This is a genomic window from Shinella sp. GW821-FHT10F02 (genome assembly GCF_058809275.1).
On record NZ_JBXASL010000003.1, the window covers coordinates 41,948 to 56,104 of the forward strand.

At 64.6% G+C, this 14,157-nt stretch carries 12 protein-coding genes; 3 read left to right on the forward strand and 9 right to left on the reverse strand.

Annotation, left to right across the window (positions count from 1 at the left end; translation table 11 throughout):
- Positions 1-137: 137 nt before the first annotated feature.
- Both AC1RWL_RS09950 and AC1RWL_RS09955 read right to left on the reverse strand, forming a co-directional pair.
- Positions 138-395: a hypothetical protein gene (locus AC1RWL_RS09950; RefSeq protein ID WP_256117283.1), complete on the reverse strand. Its 258-nt coding sequence runs from the start codon at positions 393-395 to the stop codon at positions 138-140.
- A 65-nt stretch (positions 396-460) separates the two neighbouring features.
- Positions 461-1,309 (reverse strand): LysR family transcriptional regulator, encoded by an 849-nt coding sequence (locus AC1RWL_RS09955; RefSeq protein WP_493094908.1) that lies wholly within the window; start codon positions 1,307-1,309, stop codon positions 461-463.
- A gap of 128 nt (positions 1,310-1,437) precedes the next feature.
- Here AC1RWL_RS09955 and AC1RWL_RS09960 point away from each other — a divergent pair, with 128 nt between their 5' ends.
- From AC1RWL_RS09960 to AC1RWL_RS09970, 3 genes are read left to right on the forward strand one after another with little or no spacing between them, the layout of a single operon-like run.
- Positions 1,438-3,888 carry a GcvT family protein gene (locus AC1RWL_RS09960; RefSeq protein WP_493094907.1) on the forward strand — a complete coding sequence of 817 codons (2,451 nt, stop codon included), beginning with the start codon at positions 1,438-1,440 and terminating at the stop codon, positions 3,886-3,888.
- Positions 3,885-6,332, forward strand: coding sequence for a GcvT family protein (locus tag AC1RWL_RS09965; protein WP_493094906.1), 2,448 nt, complete (start codon positions 3,885-3,887; stop codon positions 6,330-6,332). The genes AC1RWL_RS09960 and AC1RWL_RS09965 overlap by 4 nt, the downstream gene beginning before the upstream one ends.
- Positions 6,329-7,165, forward strand: a complete 837-nt coding sequence (locus tag AC1RWL_RS09970) for an isocitrate lyase/PEP mutase family protein (RefSeq protein ID WP_493094905.1) — start codon at positions 6,329-6,331, stop codon at positions 7,163-7,165. Before AC1RWL_RS09965 ends, AC1RWL_RS09970 begins: the two co-directional genes overlap by 4 nt.
- On the opposite strand, the gene AC1RWL_RS09975 is transcribed toward AC1RWL_RS09970, so the two are convergent.
- From AC1RWL_RS09975 to AC1RWL_RS10005, 7 genes are all read right to left on the reverse strand, one after another.
- Positions 7,162-7,677, reverse strand: a complete 516-nt coding sequence (locus AC1RWL_RS09975; RefSeq protein WP_493094904.1) for a hypothetical protein — start codon at positions 7,675-7,677, stop codon at positions 7,162-7,164. The genes AC1RWL_RS09970 and AC1RWL_RS09975 overlap by 4 nt on opposite strands.
- A gap of 58 nt (positions 7,678-7,735) precedes the next feature.
- Positions 7,736-8,839, reverse strand: coding sequence for an ABC transporter substrate-binding protein (locus tag AC1RWL_RS09980; protein ID WP_493094903.1), 1,104 nt, complete (start codon positions 8,837-8,839; stop codon positions 7,736-7,738).
- A complete protein-coding gene (gene fhuF / locus AC1RWL_RS09985) occupies positions 8,836-9,498 on the reverse strand; it encodes a siderophore-iron reductase FhuF (protein WP_493094960.1) in 663 nt (220 codons plus the stop codon). Before fhuF ends, AC1RWL_RS09980 begins: the two co-directional genes overlap by 4 nt.
- A 100-nt stretch (positions 9,499-9,598) precedes the next feature.
- Entirely contained in the window at positions 9,599-11,773 is a 2,175-nt protein-coding gene (locus AC1RWL_RS09990) for a TonB-dependent siderophore receptor (RefSeq protein ID WP_493094902.1), read from the reverse strand.
- Positions 11,774-11,914: 141 nt separating this feature from the next.
- Positions 11,915-12,088 (reverse strand): DUF1328 domain-containing protein, encoded by a 174-nt coding sequence (locus AC1RWL_RS09995; RefSeq protein ID WP_256117273.1) that lies wholly within the window; start codon positions 12,086-12,088, stop codon positions 11,915-11,917.
- A gap of 57 nt (positions 12,089-12,145) precedes the next feature.
- Positions 12,146-12,664, reverse strand: a complete 519-nt coding sequence (locus tag AC1RWL_RS10000; protein ID WP_493094901.1) for a DUF2937 family protein — start codon at positions 12,662-12,664, stop codon at positions 12,146-12,148.
- Positions 12,665-12,725: 61 nt separating this feature from the next.
- Positions 12,726-14,153: a gamma-aminobutyraldehyde dehydrogenase gene (locus tag AC1RWL_RS10005; RefSeq protein WP_439616387.1), complete on the reverse strand. Its 1,428-nt coding sequence runs from the start codon at positions 14,151-14,153 to the stop codon at positions 12,726-12,728.
- Positions 14,154-14,157 lie beyond the last annotated feature (4 nt).

A 14,157-nucleotide genomic window follows, 5' to 3' on the forward strand; every position in this document is an offset into this window, starting at 1 on the left:
ATCTCCCCCTCAAGGGGGGAGATCGGCAAGACGAAGGCACATTGCTTGAATTGCAACGTTTGTGTTGGGCGAGACATTGCTCCATCCAATCTCCCCCCTTGAGGGGGAGATGGCCGGCAGGCCAGAGGGGGGTGCCTTTACCGCCGCCGCGGCTCGCCGCCTTCGGCGTAGACGGTCTTCTGCTGGAACTTGAAGACGTGGCCGCAGCGGCAGCGGATCATGTGTTTATCTGGATATTTCGACGGACGCTCCGTGAGGAAGCCGCGCGGCAGCGAATCGACGGCGAAATCCGGGTTTTTCCGGCTCGGCATGTCGTCTTCGGAGACTTCGGCATAGCCGGAATTGCCGCACATGGCGCATTCGAGCTTGCGCGAGTAGCGGTCGCGGGCGGCCATGGACGATTCCTTTCATAGCTTCTGGTTCGCCGTTAATAGGCGTGGCGCCGGGTGGTTTCAATGGCTCAGGCGGCAAGCAGCGTCTGAAGGATGGCGATGATGCGCCGGTGCTGGTGGGCGTGGCGCGTGCGCACGTTGACGGCGGCATAGACGGCCTGCGCGATCGGCTCGGCGCCGGCGACCCGGCTTGCCGCGCCGGTGCCGATGAGCCGCCTGGCATCGGCGGCCGGCACATATGCGGAGCCGCCGAGCTTCTGCATCAGCGCCAGGATGGCGGTCGTTTCGCCGCTGGCGATGGGCGCGGTGGAGAGCCCCGGATGGGCCTGCCGGTGCAGCCGGTCGAAGGCCGGCGAATAGACGGCCTGGATATAGTCCTCCGGCTTCACGTCTTGGATCGAAGCCACCCTGTTGCTCACCATCTCGTAGACCACGTCGCCGATGCGCTCATAGTGCAGGTCCGGCAGGTAATGCGGCGTGAAGAGGATGGCGAGGTCGAGGTCGCCCGCGTCGAGGTCACGGTTCATCTGGTTGGAATAGTCGACCTCCAGGTAGATCGACGTGCCCGGCAGTTCCTTGCGCACCGCCGAAAGCCAGTCGCCGGCATAGTGGGCGGCGAGGTCGTGCTGCAGGCCGATGCGCATGGAGCGTTCATAGGCGCCGGCCGTTTCCACCGCGCGCGCCGCCTCGTGCCACTGGTGCTGCAGCGCCTTGGCGTGATCGAGGAATCGCAGGCCCGCAGCGGTCGGCTGCGTGCCGCCCTTGTTGCGCGCAAAGAGTTTTCGCGCGAACGTGGCTTCCAGCGCATTGATGCGGTGGGTGACGGTCGATTGCGTGATGTTCAGGCGCTCCGCCGTGCGGTTGAAATTTCGGGTTTCCATGAGGTCCAGGAATGTCTCGATCAGGATAATCTGCATGGATGCGCCATTTTTTCCCAGTGTTTGGCGCAAGTGTAATCGAAGGTATCGATTAATAAAGGGAATTCCGCGGCTTGCTGCGCAGCGCTTTGGTTGCCACAAATCCTGGGCAAAGAAGGGGAACGAGAATGTCCGCACTGCCAAGCCACGCCCGTGTCGTCATCATCGGTGGAGGCGCCGTGGGCGCTTCGGCGCTCTATCACCTGGCCAAGGCCGGATGGACGGATTGCGTGCTGCTGGAAAAGAACGAGCTGACCGCCGGCTCCACCTGGCACGCCGCCGGCAACGTGCCGACCTTCTCCTCCTCCTGGTCGATCATGAACATGCAGCGCTATTCGGCCTCGCTCTACCGGGAGCTGGGCGCGCTGGTCGATTACCCGATGAATTACCACGTCACCGGTTCGATCCGCCTCGGCCATTCGAAGGAGCGGTTGCAGGAGTTCAAGCGTGTCGTCGGCATGGGCCGTTACCAGGGCATGGACCTCGATATCCTTTCGCCCGACGAGATGCGCGGAAAATATCCCTTCCTCGAAACGCATGACCTGACCGGCGCACTTTACGACCCCTATGACGGCGATATTGACCCGGCGCAGCTCACACAGGCGCTGGCGAAGGGCGCGCGCGACATGGGCGCGAAAATCTTCCGCTTCTGTCCCGCCACCGGCGCGCGCCGGGAGGGGGACGAGTGGGTGATTTCGACGCCGCAGGGGGAAATTCGCTGCGAGAAGGTCGTCAACGCCGCCGGCTATTATGCCCGCGAGGTCGGCAAATGGTTCGGCCGCGATGTGCCGATGATGGTGATGAGCCATCAGTACATGCTGTTCGAGGAAATTCCCGAACTCGCCGCCTGGTCGCGCGAAGCCGGCCACAAGCTGCCGCTGCTGCGCGACGTCGATAGTTCCTACTATCTGCGCCAGGAAAAGACCGGCATGAACCTCGGTCCCTATGAGCGCAATTGCAAGGCGCACTGGGTGACGCCGGACGATCCGATGCCGGACGATTTTTCCTTCCAGCTTTTTCCAGACGATCTCGACCGGCTCGAATGGTATCTGAACGACGCCGTCGAGCGCGTGCCGATCCTCGGTACCGCCGGCCTGTCGCGCATGATCAACGGCCCGATCCCCTATGCGCCGGACGGCAACCCGCTGCTCGGGCCGATGCCCGGCGTGCCGAACGCTTTTGAAGCCTGCGTCTTCACCTTCGGCATCTGCCAGGCGGGTGGTGCGGGCAAGGTGCTGGCGGAATGGGTGACGGAGGGCGAGACGGAATGGGACATGTGGTCCTGCGACCCGCGCCGCTACACATCCTTCGCCGCCGACAAGGATTATTGTGTCGCCAAGGGCATGGAAATCTACGGCCACGAATATGCCATGCATTTCCCGAAACACGCCTGGCCGGCCGGGCGCGACCAGAAACTCTCGCCGATCCACGATCGCATCAAGGCGCTCGGCGCGCAGTTCAAGCCCTATAACGGCTGGGAGCGCGCCAACTGGTACGCCGAGCCCGGCGACGACCTTTCGGAAGAATCCACCCAGACCTGGAACCGCGAAGGCCCCTGGCGGGCGCGCATCGAAGCGGAATGCCGTGCCGTCACCGAGGCTGCCGGCATTCTCGACCTTCCCGGTTTCTCGCGCTTCCGCGTGAAGGGCGAGGGGGCGACGGCGTGGCTCTCGACGCTCACAACCGGCAAGCTGCCGAAACCCGGCCGCATCGGCCTTGCCTATTTCTCCGACGACAAGGGCCGCATCGTCACGGAAATGTCCGTCATGATGCTGGACGAGGATTTCTTCTTCCTGATCACGGCCGCGACCGCCCAGTGGCACGATTTCGAATGGCTGCAAAAGCACCTGCCCAAGGATGCCGCCTTTACCATCGACGACGTGACGGAAAGTTTTTCCTGCCAGATCCTCTCCGGCCCGAACTCCCGTGCCATCCTCGCCGAAGTGACCGATGCCGACCTCGCGAAGGGCTGGCTCACCCACCAGAGCTGCCAGATCGCCGGCCGCTGGTGCCAGCTCGTGCGCGTGTCCTTTGCCGGGGAACTCGGCTGGGAAATCCACACCAAGGTGGAAGACACGGCCACGATCTTCGATGCCGTCTGGGGGGCGGGGCAGAAACACGGGCTCAAGCCTTTCGGCATGGAGGCGCTGGATTCGCTGCGCATCGAAAAGAGCTATCGCGCCTGGAAGGGCGACCTTTCGACCGATTACACCATCCTTCAGGGCGGCCTCGACCGCTTCGTCGACTGGACGAAGCCTGACTTCAAGGGCAAGGCGGCGCTGGAGCGGGAGAAGCAGCAGGGCGTGACAAAACGCTTCGTGACGCTGACGGTGGAGGCCGGCGAGTGCGACGCACCCTACATGTCGACGCTCTGGCACGGCGGGAAGGTGGTCGGCGAGACGACCTCGGGCAACTGGGGCTATCGCACCGGCAAGTCCATCGCGCTCGGCATGCTCAGGGCCGACCTCACCGTGCCGGGCACGGAAATCGAGGTCGAGATCTATGGCGACCGTTTCAAGGCGGTGGTCCAGCCCGACGGCCCGCTCTTCGACCCCAACAATGAAAGATTGCGTGCATGAGCAAGCCCATCCCTTCGAAGGCGAGAGCCGTCATCATCGGCGGCGGTGTCTCCGGCTGTTCGGTCGCCTACCATCTCGCCAAACTCGGCTGGACGGATGTGGTGCTGCTGGAGCGCAAGCAGCTCACCTCCGGCACCACCTGGCATGCGGCGGGCCTGATCGGCCAATTGCGCGCCTCGCAGAACATGACGCGGCTCGCGAAATATTCAGCCGACCTCTACACCAAGCTCGAAGCGGAGACCGGCATCGGCACCGGCATGCGCCAGTGCGGCTCGATGACCGTGGCGCTCACCGAGGAGCGCAAGGAAGAAATCTACCGCCAGGCCTCGCTCGCCCGCGCCTTCGACATCGACGTGCGTGAAATCACCGTCGACGAGGTGAAGGCGATGTATCCGCATCTCAACACGGCGGATATCAAGGCCGCCGTGCACCTGCCGCTCGACGGCCAGTGCGACCCGGCGAACATCGCCATGGCCTTGGCAAAGGGGGCGCGGCAGAACGGCGCGACCGTCATCGAGGGTGTCAAGGTCACGTCGGTGGTGACCAAAGATGGCCGCGTGACGGGGGTCACCTGCGAGCAGAACGGCGAGACGTTCACGATCGAGACGGAAAACGTCGTCAATGCTGCCGGCATGTGGGGGCGCACGCTCGCCGATATGTCGGGCGTCACGCTGCCGCTGCATGCCTGCGAGCACTTTTATATCGTCACCGAGCCGATCCCGAACCTGCAACGGCTGCCAGTGCTGCGCGTGCCGGACGAATGCACCTACTACAAGGAAGATGCCGGCAAGATGCTGATCGGCGCCTTCGAGCTGAAAGCCAAGCCCTGGGGCATGGACGGCATCTCGGAAGATTTCTGCTTCGACCAGTTGCCGGAGGATTTCGATCACTTCCAGCCGATCCTCGAAAACGCCATCAACCGCATGCCGATGCTGGAAACCGCCGGCATCCACACCTTCTTCAACGGCCCGGAAAGCTTTACGCCGGACGACCGCTATTATCTCGGCGAAGCGCCGGAGCTGAAGGGCTATTGGGTCGCCGCCGGCTACAATTCCATCGGCATCGTCTCCTCCGGCGGTGCCGGCATGGCGCTGGCGCAATGGATGAACGACGGCGAGGCGCCGTTCGATCTCTGGGAGGTCGATATCCGCCGCGCCCAGCCCTTCCAGAAGAACCGTGCCTATCTCAAGGACCGCGTCTCCGAAACGCTTGGCCTGCTCTATGCCGACCATTTCCCCTATCGCCAGATGGCGACGGCCCGCGGCGTGCGGCGCTCGCCGCTGCATGAGCACCTGAAGGCGCGCGGCGCGGTGTTCGGTGAGGTGGCGGGCTGGGAGCGCGCCAACTGGTTTGCGAAAGAGGGGCAGGAGCGGGAATACCGCTATTCGTGGAAGCGGCAGAACTGGTTCGAGAACCAGAAAGAAGAGCACCTTGCCGTGCGCAACGGCGTCGGCCTCTTCGACATGACCTCTTTCGGTAAGATCCGCGTGGAGGGCCGCGATGCGCTTGCCTTCCTGCAAAAACTCTGCGCCAACCAGATGGACGTTGCCCCCGGCAAGATCGTCTATACCCAGATGTTGAACCAGCGCGGCGGCATAGAGAGCGACCTGACGGTGACGCGGCTTTCGGAGACCGCCTTCTTCCTCGTCGTGCCGGGCGCCACACTCCAGCGCGACCTTGCCTGGCTGCGCAAGCATCTCAATGATGAGTTCGTCGTCATCACCGATGTCACGGCGGCCGAAAGCGTGCTCTGCGTCATGGGGCCGAAGGCGCGCGACCTCATGCAGAAGGTGAGCCCGAACGATTTTTCCAATACGGCGCATCCCTTCGCCTCCGCCCGGCAGATCGAGGTCGGCATGGGCCTTGCCCGCGCCCACCGCGTCACCTATGTCGGCGAACTTGGCTGGGAGCTTTACGTCTCCACCGACCAGACCGCGCATGTCTTCGAGGCGCTGGAGGCGGCAGGCGCCGATGTGGGCCTGAAACTCTGCGGCCTGCACACGCTCGATTCGTGCCGCATCGAAAAGGCCTTCCGCCATTTCGGCCATGACATCACGGACGAGGACCATGTGCTCGAAGCGGGCCTCGGCTTTGCCGTGCGCACCAAGAAGGGCGACTTCCTCGGCCGCGACGCCGTTCTGCGGAAGGAAGAGGAGGGGCTGAAGCGCCGCATGGTGCAGTTCCGGCTTACCGATCCGCAGCCGCTGCTCTTCCACAACGAAGCGCTGGTGCGCGACGGCAAGATCGTCTCCACCATCACTTCGGGCAATTACGGCCACCATCTCGGCGGCGCCATCGGCATGGGCTATGTTCCCTGCGCCGGCGAAAGCGAGGCGGATGTGCTCGCCTCCCGCTACGAGATCGAGATTGCCGGCGTGCGGGTGAAGGCAGAAGCCTCGCTTGTTCCGATGTACGATCCAAAGTCGGAAAGGGTAAGGGCATGACGACGCTTGCCGAACGCCACGAACGTTTCCACGCGCTGCACCAGTCGGGCTGCTTCGTCATCCCGAACCCCTGGGATATCGGCTCCGCCCGCATGATGGCGGCGGCCGGCGCCGTGGCGCTCGCCACCACCTCCGCCGGCTTCGCCTTCACGCTCGGCCGCCCGGACATGGGCCGCGTCACCCGCGAGGAGGCGCTGAAACATGCCGAAGACCTCGTGCGCGCCACGCCGCTGCCGGTCTCGGGCGATTTCGAGAACGGTTTTGCCGATGCGCCGGAGGATGTTGCCGAGACGATCCGGCTTGCCGCCGAAGTCGGCCTGTCCGGCTGCTCGATCGAGGACACGCAGATGGTCGAGGGCAACCCGGCCTATGCTTTCGACCTCGCCGTGGAGCGCATCCGCGCTGCCGCCGACGCGGCCCGGTCGCTCGGCCAACCCTTCATTCTCTGCGCGCGCGCCGATGGCGTGATGAACGGCGTCTACGATCTGGATGAGGCCATCCGGCGCATCCAGGCCTTCGAAAAGGCCGGCGCCGATCTCGTCTATGTGCCGGTGCCGCCGGGTGCGGAGGAGTTGCGTCGCGTCGTGCAGTCGGTTTCGAAACCGGTCAATGCGCTCGCCGCGGGGCCGCTGCGCCAGCTTACGGTGCCGCAATTCGCGGAGATGGGCGTGCGCCGCATCTCGCTCGGCTCGACCATCGCCCGCGTCACCCATGCGGCAATCGCCGAGCAGATGGAGGCCATCATCAAGGATGGCAGCTTCGTCAAATTGTCCGCTGCAATCTCCGGCGACCGGGTCAACGCGATGCTCGATGAAGGTGCCGACGAAGCCTAGCGCCCGTAGGCCCGCACGTCGCGCACGCCAAAATCCCATTCGGGCGTGGTCACGGGGGTGATGTCGCTGCCGGGGAAGACGGCGAAGGTGCTGAAGGCCTGGCTTTCGCCCGGCAGCACGCGCAGCACGATCAGCGCGTCGTCGCGGCCGACCTCCCGGCAGGTGCCGTTCGGGCAATCGGACAGCACGACATCGAGGCGGAAGGACTGCATGGGCACCGTGCCCTTGTTGGTGATGCGGCCCGTTACCCGAAAACTCGTCTTCGTCTGGCCGGCGTTCGCCTCCGTTTCGGAGAGCTCGACATTGTCCGCCGAAAGCGCCGGCGCCGCCGTGTCCTGCACCACGACCTCGCCGGAGGGCGCGCGCTCTTCCACGAACCAGATGAGCAGTGCTGCGGCAAGGCCGATGGCCACCACGATGGTGAGTGCGGGTTCGACCCAACTCTGAAAGCGCCGGAAGCGTAGTGCGAGATATAGAATTGCCGCCGCTGCGACTGCGAATGCCCAGATCATTCAGGTCCTCCTGGGCATCATATAGCGTGCGCGGCGGCCCGTCGAAAGGCCGCGCCCGTCACTTTGCCTTGAGGCTGATCCAATAGGCGCCGTCGAAGGGCACGGCGGCGAAGCGCTCGTTGATTTCCTTCATTGTCCGGTCGGGATCGATATCGCCGAAAATCTCCGGGCGCAGCCAGTGCGCAAAGGCCTCCGCGGCGAGGATATTGAGCGGCACGGCGTTGAAGAAATTCCACAGGCCATGGACGCGTTCGTCCTTCACCGCCTTCAGATTGGCGAGGAAGGGGCTGGACACGGCGCGCGCCAGCGTCTCGCGCGCCTCGTTCGCATCGACGCCGGGGCCGATGGAGAAGGCGCTGTAGGTGCCGCCCGGCGAGGCGGTGGCGATATATACGTCCGGATTGGCCGCGACGAGGAATTCCGAGCTGATGATGCCGCCCTGCGCCGGCAGGCTTTCGGCGATGTTGCGGCTGCCGGTGATGGCGATGAAGGCGCCGAGGCCGCCGGTGCCATAGGCATAGCAGCACTTTTCCGGGTTCGGGAAGGCGTCCATCAGCACGGTCGGGCCGGGTTCCTTGTGTTCGGCCACCCGGTCGCGGATGCGCTTGACGCGCGCCTCGTAGAAATCGGCAAACGCGTTCGCCTGCTCCTCGCGGTTCATCACCTTGCCGAGCAGGCGCATGTTGCCGGCGGTGTTGTTCAGCGCGTCGCTGTTGAAATCGACGACGACGACGGGCACGCCGGTCTGTTCCAGATAGCCGATCGCCTGCTTGCCAAGTTCGGTGTCGGCCTGCCAGTTGGCGAGGATGGCGAGGTCGGCCTTCAGCGACAGCGCCGCCTCGAAGGACACGGTGATGCCGTCGCCGATGATCGGCACCTCCTCGATCTTCGGGAACTTGTCCTTGAAGCGCGCATAGATTTCCGGGTTGTCGCCCTTCATGTCGCTTGCCCAGCCGGCAAGGACGCTCACCGGATCGGGATGCACCAGCGACAGCGCCACCAGGTTGAAGCCGCTGCCGAGCAGCACGGCCTTGGGCTCGGCCGGAATGGTGACCTCGCGGCCGAGCGCGTCCGTGACGGTCAACGGGTACTGCACCTCGGCGCGGGCCGGCAGCGCGGCGAGGAGCAGGAAGGCAGCGAGGGCGAGGAGGCGCATGGTCATTGTTTTCTCAGTTCCGGCAGGGCGCAGAGTTCGCCGCAGCCGGGAATGCCGGGCAGCATGTAGCGCAGGCAGCAGACTTTCCGGCGACAGTGGACCGCGCCTTCTTCCATCTCATGGCGCAGGCAGCCGTGAAAGGGGTTGCGGCTGCCATTTGCCAGTTGCGGGCAATCGAAGAGTTGGCGGGACGGCCAATGGTCATCGCCTTCGGCGGGCGACCGGTCGGTCGCGTTGAAGGCATAGTCGATATAGACGGCCGCATTGTTCCAGGCGAGTTTCGGCGCGATGCCGGTCTTTTCTTTGAACAGCGCGACGACACGGGCGAGGTGGCAATCGACCAGCGGTGTGATGACGTCGACGAGGCCCTTGCTTTCGCTCCAGTCGCCCTCATGCGGCAGGCCGAAGGCGCGCGGCAGGCCGTCCTCACCGATGGCGATGGTCATCTCGTCGAGCGCGATGGGCGGGGTTATCTCCGCCCGGCGCGCGACGACATAGGGAATGGTCAGCGCGGAAAAATAGTAGAGCGACCAGAAGGAGGCGACGGCGCGCCGGTCCGCGCTGCCGTGGACCGCGGCATAGCGGTCGAGTGTTTGCGAAAACCCGTCCCCCGCCAGGAAATCGCCGAGCGGCACCGCGCCGTCGAGGTCCGACGAGAGCATCATCTTCTCGCCGCACCAGGCGTGCTCGCCGGTAAAGACCGCCTTCAGGCCCTGGGGCCTGAAGGCGGTTTCGCCGTCCTGGGAGGAAAGGTTTGTCAAGGGCTTACCACGAATACTTCAGGCTGCCGATGACCGTGCGGCCCTGGTCGCGGTAGCAGAAACCGGCCGAGCACACGGCATCCTGACGATCGAACAGGTTGGTGGCGTTGACCTGCAGCTTCAGGCCCTCGAACTCCTTGTTGATCGCGGCGAAATCGTAGTCGATCGATGCGTCGACGAAGGCGCGCGACGCGTTCTTCGAGACATTTTCGTCGCTGCCGTAGCTGGAGCCGGTGAAACGCACGCCAGCGCCAAAACCGAGGCCGGCAAGCGCGCCGTCTTCCGGCATATCGTAATGCGCCCAGAGCGAGGCCATGTGGCGCGGGATGGAGGAGACGTCGTTGCCGACGGTGCCGGCCGGGCCGTCGATGATCTTCGCCTGCGTATAGGTGTAGGAGGCGATCAGCGACAGGCCGTTATCGAGGCTGGTGGAGGCTTCAAGCTCCAGGCCGCGCGAGCGCAGCTTGCCGCGCTGCACCTGGATGTTGGCCGGGCCGGTCGGCAGATCGACGACTTCGTAATAGAGGCCGTTGGTCTGGTCGATGTTGAAGAGCGCGGCGGTGATGAGCGTGTTGCTGTCCGGCAGCAGGTATTTCACGCCCACTTCCTGCTGTTCGCTCTCGGTCGGCTTGAAGGGGTTGCCGGTCGCCATGTTCACGCCGGCATTGGGCGAGAACGCGGTCGAGTAGCTGGCATAGGGGGTGATGCCCCATTCGGTCTCATAGGTCACGCCGGCGCGCCAGGTGAAGGCGCGGTCGTCCTGGCTGATCGTGTCGAGGGCGCCGGAGGCGAGGTCCGTGTTGTCGGTGTCGGTCGAGACCCAGTCGTAGCGGCCGCCGAGCGTGAAGGTCAGCGCGTCGTAGCGGATCTGGTCCTGCATGTAGAGGCCGGTGATGAGCTGGTCCTGTACGCTCTTCGTCTGGAAGGCGATGGGATCGACCGGGCGGCCGCGCGTCGGGTCGTTGATGTCGAGCGGCGGCGAGACGCCGTAGCCGTTCAGCGACTTCCAGTAGACCTTGGTGAAATCGACGCCGGTCAAGAGCGTGTGTTCCAGCGCACCGGTCTCGAACTTCGCTTCGAGCTGATTGTCGATCGTGTAGGTGTTCAGCCACTCCTCGAACGTGCCGGCGCTGCTGTCAAGCAGCGTCGGATCGGCGGCGTTCGGCTGGTAGGCGAAGGCCCAGTCGGCATCGACGTTGAGCCAGGAGGCGCGGGCGTTCTGGCGGAAGGTGAAGGTCTCGTTCAGGCGGCGCTCGAACTCGTAGCCGACGCGGCCCTGGTTCTGGATGGAGTCGTTATAGGCCGGGTTGCCGGCGAAGAAATCGCTGACCTTGCCGGTGGCCGGGTCATAATAATAGGCCGCCGTGCCGCCCGTCTTGGTGCGCGAATATTCGCCGAGGATGGTGAGGCGCGTGTCCTCGTCCGGCTTCCAGGTGAAGGCCGGCGCGATATAGGCGCGGTCGTCGGGCACGCCGACCTGTTCGGTGTCGGCGCTGCGCATGAGGCCGGTCAGGCGATAGTAGAAGGGGTCTTCGTCGTTGATCGGGCCGGAAAGGTCGAACTGGCCCTGGTAGCGGTCGTGGCTGCCGTATTGCACCTGCACCTCGCGCAGCGCCTCTTCCGTCGGGCGCTTGCTGATGAGGTTGTAGAGGCCGCCGGCACCGGAGGCGCCGTAGAGCGCCGAGGAGGGGCCGCGCAGGATGGACACGCCTTCGAGGCCGTAGGGCTCCGTCTTGAACAGCGAGGAGCCGGCGCCCGGCTGGCGCAGGTTGTCGCGGAAGACGCCGGTATAGGTCACGTCGAAGCCGCGCACCGTGAAGCTGTCGAAACGTGGGTCGAAGCCGTAGCCGCCGACACGGGTGCCGGGCGTATAAGCGAGCGTGTCGAGCAGGGTCTGCGGGTTGCGGTCTTCGAGCTGCTGCTGTGTGACCGAGGAGATCGACTGCGGGGTCTGGATGAAGGGCGTATCGACCTTGGCGCCCGTCGCGCTGCTCTTGCCGACATAACCATCCGCGGTGATGACGCCGCCGCTGCCGCCATCCACGACGATGTCCTCGAGAACGGTCGCGCCGCCCTGTGCCGTCGCTGCCTGGTCCTGCGCAAGGGCGACCGTGGCGAGCGTGAGGAGGGACGTACCGGCGAGCGCCAGGCGGAACATCGTGCGGGGAGGCTTGTGCATGCGGGCTCTTTCTGACGAAGCGGATCAATAAGATGACCGTTTTTATCAGGATTCAGATCGCTGCAACAAATTATATGACTGGAACAGTCATGATTCAACCTGTGTTGCCGGCGCGCAACACAGGTTGGGGATGAATTGCACTCAGAAGGCGAGGCTGCCGGCCATCAGTGCAAGCACGAGGAAAATCAAGAAGATGACGATGGCGATCGCGAACAGGATCTTGGCGATCGTCGCCGTTGCCGCCGAGACGCCGGAGAAGCCGAGGAAGCCGGCGATCAGCGAGATGACGAGGAAAATCAGTGCCCATTTCAGCATGGCGGTGTCTCCAGATGTATGGACAGAAGGACGCGCGAGGGCAAAAAAAGTTCCCGGTCAGGTGAGTTGGCTTGCAGAGACAGGGCGATGGCGGCGAAAGCGGCGCAGCGTTCTCGCCGCGCCGACCAGCCCCCAGCCGAGGCCAGCACCTGTCGTCGCCCAGAGAAGGCCGGCCGGTGTCACGGGAACGGCCGGCTGGAAATCCCGCCAGGCATTGGTGAGGATCATGTCGTCGGCATTGCGCAGGAGCGCGAAGGGTTTTGCGAAGGGCGACGTCCGGGCCATGCCGGCGGATTGGCGGGCGATCGTCTCGAAACGGGTAAGCGTGCGCCGCATCGATTGGCCCCGGTTGCGCAGGAAGGGTTCACCGGCGCCGTCATAGATGGCGAGCGCCTGTGTGCGGTCGATGCCGGCGAGCGTGGCGTCGCGGTCGAAATCGGCGACGATGATGCGCAGTTCATCGAGCGCGCCGCCGAGGCGCTGCTGGTATTGCTGCGCGAATTCCGGCGCCTGCGAGAAGGTCAGCGCGCCGACCAGGGCGGCGGTTGCAGTCGCCGTGCGGGATAAAATCTTCATGCCGTTCTCCCGGGAACCAACATCCCGGGAGCGGAACCGCCGGAGCGGCCAAAAGTTTCCGTCAGCCGTGGCTGATCATGACGTGGCGTACGGCGGTGTAGTCCTCCAGTGCGTAGATCGACATGTCCTTGCCATAGCCCGACTGCTTGACGCCGCCATGCGGCATCTCGGTCGTCAGCATGAAATGCGTGTTGATCCAGGTGCAGCCGTATTGCAGGCGGGCGGCGGCCTTCATCGCCTTGCCGATGTCCTTGGTCCAGACGGAGGAGGCGAGGCCGTAGTCGCTGTCGTTCGCCCAGCTGACCGCCTGGTCGGCCTCGGAAAAGCGCGTGACGGAGACGACGGGGCCGAACACTTCGCGCCGCACGATCTCGTCGTCCTGCGTGGCGCCGGCCACCACCGTCGGCTGGAAGAAATAGCCCTCGTCGCTGCCGGCGCGGCCACCCGTGGTAATCTCGACATGTTTCAGTTCGGATGCGCGCTCGACGAAGCTCGCCACGCGGTCACGCTGGCGTTTCGAGATCAGCGGGCCGATCTCGTTCAACGAGTCGTCCGGGTCGTTGTATTTGATGGTCGAAACGGCGGCGGAGAGGTCGGCGACGAGCTTTTCGTAGATGCCGTCCTGCGCATAGATGCGGCAGGCGGCCGTGCAGTCCTGGCCGGCATTGTAATAGCCGAAGGCGCGGATGCCCGCGACAACGGCCTCAAGGTCCGCATCGTCGAAGACGACGACCGGGGCCTTGCCGCCGAGTTCCAGATGGGTGCGCTTGACGGTTTTTGCGGCCGCCGCCAGCACCTTCTTGCCGGTCGCGACATCGCCGGTGATCGACACCATGTTGATCTTCGGATGGTTGATCAGCGCATTGCCAACCGTCTCGCCGCGGCCGAGCACGATGTTGACCACGCCCTCCGGCAGGATATCGGCCAAGAGCTTCGCCATCTTCAGAGCCGTCAGCGGCGTCTGCTCGGAGGGCTTGAAGACCACCGTGTTGCCGCCGGCAATGGCCGGCGCCAGCTTCCACGCCATCATCATCAGCGGATAATTCCACGGCGCAATCGAGCCGACGATGCCGATCGGGTCGCGGCGCACCATGGAGGTGAAGCCCGGCAGGTATTCGGCGGCGACCGGCGCATTGAGCGAGCGGATGGCGCCTGCAAAAAAGCGCCAGCAATCGACGATCGCCGGCAGTTCGTCATTGCGCGCCGCGTTGATCGGCTTGCCGCAATTCAGCGATTCCAGCGCCGCGAAGGCGTCGGCATCCTTCTCGATCGCGTCGGCGATCTTCAAGAGGTAGCCGGAGCGTTCGGCGGGCGTGGTGGTGGCCCAGGAGACGAAGGCCTTTTCGGCGGCGTCCACCGCGGCGTCGATCTGCGCATAGGAGGCTTCCGGCAGGTCGACGATCTTGGCGCCGGTCTTCGGGTTCAGGATGTGCTCCTCGACTTCCGTGCCGGCCTCGAAGCGCGCGCCGATCAGCATTTGGGTGTCCATCGAT

Coding starts and splice junctions, on each gene's coding strand:
- AC1RWL_RS09955 (WP_493094908.1), bottom strand. CDS start 1,309: ATGCAGATTATCCTGATCGAGACATTCCTGGACCTCATGGAAACCCGA.
- AC1RWL_RS09950 (WP_256117283.1), bottom strand. CDS start 395: ATGGCCGCCCGCGACCGCTACTCGCGCAAGCTCGAATGCGCCATGTGC.
- AC1RWL_RS09995 (WP_256117273.1), bottom strand. CDS start 12,088: ATGCTGAAATGGGCACTGATTTTCCTCGTCATCTCGCTGATCGCCGGC.
- AC1RWL_RS09990 (WP_493094902.1), bottom strand. CDS start 11,773: ATGCACAAGCCTCCCCGCACGATGTTCCGCCTGGCGCTCGCCGGTACG.
- AC1RWL_RS09960 (WP_493094907.1), top strand. CDS start 1,438: ATGTCCGCACTGCCAAGCCACGCCCGTGTCGTCATCATCGGTGGAGGC.
- AC1RWL_RS10000 (WP_493094901.1), bottom strand. CDS start 12,664: ATGAAGATTTTATCCCGCACGGCGACTGCAACCGCCGCCCTGGTCGGC.
- fhuF (WP_493094960.1), bottom strand. CDS start 9,498: ATGATGCTCTCGTCGGACCTCGACGGCGCGGTGCCGCTCGGCGATTTC.
- AC1RWL_RS09975 (WP_493094904.1), bottom strand. CDS start 7,677: ATGATCTGGGCATTCGCAGTCGCAGCGGCGGCAATTCTATATCTCGCA.
- AC1RWL_RS09970 (WP_493094905.1), top strand. CDS start 6,329: ATGACGACGCTTGCCGAACGCCACGAACGTTTCCACGCGCTGCACCAG.
- AC1RWL_RS09965 (WP_493094906.1), top strand. CDS start 3,885: ATGAGCAAGCCCATCCCTTCGAAGGCGAGAGCCGTCATCATCGGCGGC.
- AC1RWL_RS10005 (WP_439616387.1), bottom strand. CDS start 14,153: ATGGACACCCAAATGCTGATCGGCGCGCGCTTCGAGGCCGGCACGGAA.
- AC1RWL_RS09980 (WP_493094903.1), bottom strand. CDS start 8,839: ATGACCATGCGCCTCCTCGCCCTCGCTGCCTTCCTGCTCCTCGCCGCG.